This window comes from Virgibacillus chiguensis, from assembly GCF_900129865.1.
GTDB classification, from domain to species: Bacteria; Bacillota; Bacilli; order Bacillales; family Amphibacillaceae; genus Virgibacillus; species Virgibacillus chiguensis.
Map to the genome: position 1 here is coordinate 23,772 of NZ_FQXD01000026.1, position 6,896 is coordinate 30,667.

Annotated in this window: 9 protein-coding genes; 1 reads left to right on the top strand and 8 read right to left on the bottom strand. The window is 34.3% G+C overall.

Going from position 1 to position 6,896, the window contains the following annotated elements; genetic code table 11:
- Positions 1 to 83: 83 nt before the first annotated feature.
- Positions 84 to 536: a GNAT family N-acetyltransferase gene (locus BUB45_RS18395; protein ID WP_073013184.1), complete on the bottom strand. Its 453-nt coding sequence runs from the start codon at positions 534 to 536 to the stop codon at positions 84 to 86.
- Positions 537 to 827: 291 nt separating this feature from the next.
- On the opposite strand from BUB45_RS18395, the gene BUB45_RS18400 reads away from it, so the two are divergent.
- Entirely contained in the window at positions 828 to 1,196 is a 369-nt protein-coding gene (locus tag BUB45_RS18400; RefSeq protein ID WP_073013186.1) for a hypothetical protein, read from the top strand.
- Between the two features lie 162 nt (positions 1,197 to 1,358).
- On the opposite strand, the gene BUB45_RS18405 is transcribed toward BUB45_RS18400, so the two are convergent.
- The 7 genes from BUB45_RS18405 to BUB45_RS20015 form a co-directional block, all read right to left on the bottom strand.
- Positions 1,359 to 1,709, bottom strand: coding sequence for a hypothetical protein (locus BUB45_RS18405; RefSeq protein WP_073013188.1), 351 nt, complete (start codon positions 1,707 to 1,709; stop codon positions 1,359 to 1,361).
- Positions 1,710 to 1,755: 46 nt separating this feature from the next.
- Positions 1,756 to 1,986, bottom strand: coding sequence for a class I SAM-dependent methyltransferase (locus BUB45_RS18410; RefSeq protein WP_073013190.1), 231 nt, complete (start codon positions 1,984 to 1,986; stop codon positions 1,756 to 1,758).
- 97 nt (positions 1,987 to 2,083) lie between these two features.
- Entirely contained in the window at positions 2,084 to 4,981 is a 2,898-nt protein-coding gene (locus BUB45_RS18415) for a DEAD/DEAH box helicase (protein WP_073013192.1), read from the bottom strand.
- Positions 4,982 to 5,010: 29 nt separating this feature from the next.
- Positions 5,011 to 5,409: a (deoxy)nucleoside triphosphate pyrophosphohydrolase gene (locus BUB45_RS18420; protein WP_073013193.1), complete on the bottom strand. Its 399-nt coding sequence runs from the start codon at positions 5,407 to 5,409 to the stop codon at positions 5,011 to 5,013.
- A 246-nt stretch (positions 5,410 to 5,655) separates the two neighbouring features.
- Positions 5,656 to 6,165, bottom strand: coding sequence for a hypothetical protein (locus BUB45_RS18425; protein ID WP_073013195.1), 510 nt, complete (start codon positions 6,163 to 6,165; stop codon positions 5,656 to 5,658).
- 118 nt (positions 6,166 to 6,283) lie between these two features.
- A complete protein-coding gene (locus BUB45_RS18430) occupies positions 6,284 to 6,583 on the bottom strand; it encodes a hypothetical protein (protein ID WP_073013206.1) in 300 nt (99 codons plus the stop codon).
- Positions 6,584 to 6,596: 13 nt separating this feature from the next.
- The coding region (locus BUB45_RS20015) for a hypothetical protein (RefSeq protein ID WP_073013208.1) at positions 6,597 to 6,896 on the bottom strand (300 nt) is incomplete at its 5' end.

Consider the following 6,896-nt stretch of genomic DNA (forward strand, 5'->3'; position numbering starts at 1 on the left):
GAGTAGAAAGTGTTCATATTGACCCAAAACGGTTCAATAGAGTTTAGCAGTTATAATCATTCACTTAAGACGCCTTACCTTCTTCAATCACATACGAACCTAGTATTATATGATTTATCAACTGTTATATCATAGCTGTTTAAAATATACTTCACACTAAGTCCTACTGATTTATATAAATTTATAGCAGCATCATTTTCGCCACTAACACATATCGTTATATCTTCAATTTCTGGATGCGAAAAAATATTATTGATTGCTCCGATTAATAAGGATTTGCCCACTCCTTCTTTTCGATATTCTTTGGCAACCGCAATATATTCAATATTAGACTCATGATGTTTCGAATTAGATTCAACATAAACATATCCTTTTATCTCATTATCATTTTTCTTTGCTAGTAACAAATTATTTGATTCATTTAATCTATTTAAAATCATGTCCCTATTAAAATATGTTTCTGGAAATACCTCTTTGTGAAGCGTTTTAAACGAAGACCTAAATTTTTTTGTATAAGATTCTATTCCTCTATCCATTTGGTTTAAGTTATTTTTTTGGTGAGCTCTAAAATTAAATCGTCTCCTCGATATTTCCCTTGATTTCTTAGCTTTTTACTTCTTTTTAGTGCAGTTCTACCAGATTTTGTAATCACTTCATCTAGCAATAATGGGAAGAACAATTCCGAATACATACAAGACGAATATACATATTTTATTGAAGATAGTGAGTTAATAGACGAGGAATTACCAGATGAAATAATTGAACTTGAAAAAGAGATTGATAGTTATCTCAGTGGTTTTAATTATTCCGAACAAGATTTTGAGAATATGAGTGACGAAGAATTTGCAAGAGTATATGAAGATATCTATAACAGTTCTGAATTTCTAAGACTTGAAGAGAAATATAATAAAGAATACGCTGATTATGAGAAAGAACAAGAAACTGGAATCATTATGCCTACAATAGCTCCAATCCTCGTTCCAATTGCTGCAGCAGCTGGTAGATTTGCTATACAAGCAGCCGCTAAACACGGAACTAAAGTAGCTTCTAAATATCTTAAAAATAAACTTAAAAGGGTCGGAAAACATTATAAGTTACATTGGAACTCAAAAAACAGATACGGAAAAATCACATCACTACTCAAAATCCAGCATAACGATCCAAACAAATCGTATTTAGAGTTGATAATGGAGTAATCCCCTTAAAACCGGGCTCTTCAAAATGGTATTGGCATTATCACATTGCTAGTGGTAAAAATGGCATGGGACAACATTATTCTTTAAGATCTTTAGTTCCTTCTAAACATAAACCAAAATCCAATACAACACTATATTAAGACAGGGAAGAGTGAATTAAAATCACTCTTCCTCTTTTTCTGTGTTTTGGAAAATTTTAAACACATCGTAAGGTGCATTAGGATCATTGTTCAAATTAAGGAACATACTATGATCATTTTTTTTGCCAAATTGTTCTGTATAGGGCATTTCAAAAGATCGAAACAACTTTTCATCATTTACCATTCCAACATACACTTCATACCCCTCATCATCCGAAGGGAAAAACATTCCGCTAGCAGAGGTACCTTGAACAAGAGCCTTATCAATTAATCTTCTAAGCTCCAATAATCCTTCTCTATTACCAACTATTAAAGATTCCTGATGGTAGGAGTGTTGAGCGTAAACATGTAAATAACGCGTATCAGATGACATTACAAAATCCCCTCTCTTTAAATACATATATTAACATTACAGTATATCAACCTCCAATGTCACCTAACTCGACTAATCTTCTAGAGAAATTTCCATTACCACAAGCTACGTCTAATATAGCTTCATTTCCTGCAACCTGTAATAATTTTTCCGTACTTGGCCTAATCAACTCACGGTGAAATTGATTACTTTCCTCACCCATATAATCATCCCAGTATTCAGCATTTTCATCCCACCTAGATTGCGAATCTCTTAGCAGTTTCTTCCATTCACTCATCTTATTCCCCCTCCATTATTTTTCTTATAAACGCAGTAGGGACAGGCTATCTTACCAAACCGCCTCTCCCCATTATTCCTGTTAAATTTTAATTTCCCTATGTATCCCCATGTATGATATAACGATACAGCTTATGGTCCATAGCTTTATCTAAAATCATATCCATATGGACAACCGGAATTTGTTTTCCATTTTTATCTATCATGGTGTCCTGCTTAACAGTCTCTTTGTCAGGGAGTGTTCTACCTACGTAGTAAAAGCCCCTACCCTCATCATCATCTTTTTTAATAAACAGGTGCATATCCATATTTGTTTCTTCTGCATGGAGAATCTTTTTCACTTCTTTTGATGCCAAGGTTCTTTTGTTACGAGTATACCACTTCAATACCTTTGGACTTATAAATTCATCCCCATAATTAACGCTGGCTTCTACTGCATGATTTTTGTGATATGTCACGAAAATGGGACATGTGTCGTACTTTGGTTTATACCCATAAACCGTTGCACTCTCATCATTCTTCCAATTCAGTAACTTACATGCATCTCTTCTCGTATATTTTTCATACCTGGTAAAAGGTTCGCCTGGATTATATTTTTTATTTCGTTCTAAACCACTCTTAACCACATCTTTGACTAAATCTTTAAATATAGAGTTAGTCTGTAAACTTTGGTATATATCATCATTAAATGAATAAGTGCAGCCGTTGTTAAGTTCAATAATCGGTTTGCTTCCATACTTCTTTTGATCTGTTTGCGTAAAAAAGGATAAATCAAAAATGCGTTCCACAGACTCTCTAGTCTGATTATCAACTATACAACCGGCTCCTTTTAATTCCTTCTCAAAATCCTTGAGAGAAACAGTCCCTTGCTCTAATAACAGCTTAAGCAATATAAGCTCATGCTTACGCTTCCCATCTAACACTTCCAGAGATAACATAGTTACAACAGCGTTTTCATATGCACTTATAGTAGAAATATTTTCTTTCATTTTTAACAAAAACGCATAATGATTTTTAAATTTCCTTGCAATGACTACAGGATCGAGGGAATGATTTATAATAAAATCAAATAAAAATGGTGTTCTACCAATTCGGTTTTTCAGTTCCGCGAATGCTTCTTTGAATACTTTCATTGCTGTTAAATTGCTGGCATTAATGGACTTAAATATCTGTTTCTTAGCAATCTCTTCAAAGTTAACCGTTGAAACGCCCTTAATATAACTTGATTCTGTTGCTTTCCTACGTATATTATCCTTATTTTGCGACCTATCTCCTGAAAGAGCTATTGGTATCAGGTAATTATTTTTATAGTTACCAATGAAATCAATGACAGTCACAAACTCCTTAGATTGATGCTTGCGAAGACCACGCCCTAATTGCTGTATGAAAATAATACTTGATTGTGTTTGCCTTAACATGACAACTTGATTAACACTCGGAATATCAATACCTTCATTAAAAATATCAACTGTTATAATGTAATCCAAAGAACCATTTTCGAGGCGATTCACTTGATACATGCGTTCTTCCTGCGAGTGATCTCCCGTTAAAGCAACAGTTCGGAAACCTCTTTGATTTAGAGCATCTGATAATTTTGCAGCTTCCTCTTTTCGACTACAGAACATCAACCCTTTTACTGAACTACCTGAGTGCCCATAGTAGTGTAGCTTATCAAGAATATGTTCTACCCTTTCATCTGTGACGAGTTTTGATAGAATTGCTGTATCGTCAATTACCTCTCCATTGTACTCTAAATCTGTAACACCAAAATAATGAAACGGGCAAAGCATATCTTCTTCTAATGCTTCTTGCAACCGAATCTCATAGGCAATATTATAATCAAACAACTCATATATGTTAAAGTCATCCGTACGCTCAGGTGTTGCTGTCATCCCCAATAAGAATGCAGGTTGAAAATAATCCAATACTTTTAAATAAGAATCCGCACCTGCTTTATGAACCTCATCAATTAAAATATAATCAAACTCCTGACAATCAAATTGCTTCAAGGTTTCCGGTTTAGAAATCGTTTGTATCGTTGTGAATAAATACTTTGCATCCATTTGTTTATGCGAGCCAGACAGAATTCCAAAGTCCTTGCTAAGACCTCCCATCACTCGTTGAAAATCTGATTTAGCTTTATGTAAAATTTGCTCTCTATGTACGACAAATAGCATTCGTTTTGGGGCAACACCACGTACATCGAACGCAGCCAAGTAAGTTTTCCCCGTTCCTGTTGCTGATATAACAAGCCCTTTATCATGTCCTTCATCTCTTACCCGTTTTATTTCTGCCAATGCCGCGGTCTGCATTTTATTCGGTTTTATATTTGTCGCGGTTTTTAAAGGATTATCCTCATAATCTACGGGAAGTTCTACTACTTTACCAGCAGCTTGATATGCAACAGGTGTATATACCTCTTCATAAGATTTAATCCACTCATTGGTTAAAGGAGTTGCACTATTCCAAACATCCTCAAATTGATTTTTAAAGTGATTAATTATTTCTCCATCTAAATAAGATGTAAGCTTAACATTCCACTCATAATTCACCTTCAACGCTTGAGCAGTAAGATTTGAACTTCCAACAATCAAAGAGAAATACTTATCATGCTCAAATATATAACCCTTAGAATGAAATCCTTCTTTATCGGTTAATCTTACTTCTACGTTCGTTATTTTCATTAATTCCTTAAAAATTTTCGGTTGATTAAAATTCAAAAATGTAGATGTTAGAATTCGACCGTGAATTCCTTTTCTTTTCATATCTAAAAGATGAGATTTTAGCGTTGCCAAGCCGCTTTCCGTAATAAAAGCAACGGAGAAAATAAACGAATGACAACTGTTCATCTCCTCGATTATGGAGGACAATACATCTTCATTTTTCTGTGTATTATTCACTAATAACTTTGGTTTATATGTATCTATTTTTCCATAATTTCGATCTATGAATCCCTTATACAAGGAATCTTCTAAGTTTCTAAGAAAATTTTCCATCTTACCACCAACCAAACGAAATGATTACTTTAGATAACTGATTCATTCACCAATTTTTCGACTGCCGGAATATCTGCTGGCGCCCAATCTAACATATGCAATTCTTGTTTTGGTAACCATTTTATTGTTTTATGTTCAGTTAAAACTGGCTCACTTCCTATAAGCGTACAATAAAACGTAGTCAAGTGTACAATCCCAAATTCGTATTCGTACACCGTGTGATCCAGCTGACTACCAACTTTAATATTGCATTGCATTTCCTCTGCAATTTCTCGTTTTAAGGCATCTTTTGGCGTCTCACTGTTTTCTATCTTACCTCCAGGAAACTCCCATTTGTAAGCCAACGTTTTTGTTGCTCCTCTCTGAGCACATAGAACTTTATTATCTTTAATGATGACTGCTCCAACGACATAAATGTTTTTTTTCAACGAATACCTCTCCTATTTGCTATTGTTAGTATCTATTATACTAGAATAACGATCCTTTAAAAGAACTTCAGGTTACGAACAGTTTACTAGTCAATTTTAGCGAGAGTCCCTGAAACGATAATCTAAACTGTACTTTTAGGATATATTCCCTTTGTCTCAAACAGAAAAAATCAGCTTTCCTTGGGCTTACTTATGAGTTTTTTCCATGTTAACATTGCCTAAATTTTCTACTTTCTCATATTTGGGTTAGAATAGACCTTCCAATTGTGTTATCAATCTTTCCCAATTTGATGCATCAAACCATTCAATTTCTTCGGTATGATACCGACCTAATTTTACAGTTATGGAATTGGCTATTTCTTTATGATATATTCGCCATTCCAAACAGTTGGTATATACAACGGTGTTAAATTTTTTAATATGCTCTTTCAATTGTTCTTGCTCATCAATCGTTTCGCCTAAATCATTTTTAAATGGCAAATATTTAACTTCTACAGTAGCGCAAGGATCTGGCTTATCTTTATGTAAGATGAGCAAATCAGGAAATCCAGCTCCACTAATGTAACGAGGATAATCATCGCCGCTCCATTTTCTTCTACTGGATACATTTATTACATTGTATTCCTCGGAAAGAGTTCCTCGTATCAACAACTCCACTATAAAATAAAGCCCTACTTCTACACTGTTTCTTGCGTTTATAAGCTCCACCTCCGATTGATACTTTGCAAAATCAACTTCATATTTAACTTTCGTCATATGCTTTTCCTCCTCTAAAGTCTTTGGTACAAAAAATATTGTAGGTGCTAGCTGCCTATTTGCTGTAAAGTAGGAACTTATACGTTTTAGTTTTTAACAAACCCATTAAAAAAAACCATTACAACTGAATACTTTCATAAGCAATATTACGTTTAACGCTCATGCTTGATATCCTTAAAGCATTCATTTCAAGGCGTTCTACTAGAGCTCTGTTTGCCTTACCGTCAAATTGTTGAGTTAAGGCATCTTTCACTTGGGAATGCTTTTCATAAAGTGACTCATCATAAAAGCATTCATTAAAGGATGTTCTAAATTCCTTTGCTTTTTTTTGCAAAACATCTCTTATGTGTGTTCTCAATGCTTCCTTTTGCTTTCGTCTAATTAAGTAATTTTCCCACCACTCTTCCCATTCTTTCAAGCTGCTCACTCCTTTAGTTTTTAATTCCAAACCATTGGGCAAGAATTTGGTCTATACGTTCAAAATCTCGAGCCATCTTTTCCATATGATGGGCTATTTCCCCTGTATCCTTTTGCAGGTCTTTTAAAGTAGCCAATAAATCTTCAAATTCATCCAAATCAAGCAACATGGGAATGCCGTCTTCCATCTTTACTACTTCGTGAAACGCATCCTCTACATCTGCAATGGTCAATTTATCATAAGCCCCTATTCCTGCTGTTCCTATAAATGTATTTTTTATTTCGCTCATATCTGCAAAATAATAATCTAAAAA

Excerpts from the sequence above, each read along its gene's own strand:
- BUB45_RS18395 (WP_073013184.1), bottom strand. The coding sequence starts at position 536 with ATGGATAGAGGAATAGAATCTTATACAAAAAAATTTAGGTCTTCGTTT.
- BUB45_RS18400 (WP_073013186.1), top strand. The coding sequence starts at position 828 with ATGAGTGACGAAGAATTTGCAAGAGTATATGAAGATATCTATAACAGT.
- BUB45_RS18405 (WP_073013188.1), bottom strand. The coding sequence starts at position 1,709 with ATGTCATCTGATACGCGTTATTTACATGTTTACGCTCAACACTCCTAC.
- BUB45_RS18410 (WP_073013190.1), bottom strand. The coding sequence starts at position 1,986 with ATGAGTGAATGGAAGAAACTGCTAAGAGATTCGCAATCTAGGTGGGAT.
- BUB45_RS18415 (WP_073013192.1), bottom strand. The coding sequence starts at position 4,981 with ATGGAAAATTTTCTTAGAAACTTAGAAGATTCCTTGTATAAGGGATTC.
- BUB45_RS18425 (WP_073013195.1), bottom strand. The coding sequence starts at position 6,165 with ATGACGAAAGTTAAATATGAAGTTGATTTTGCAAAGTATCAATCGGAG.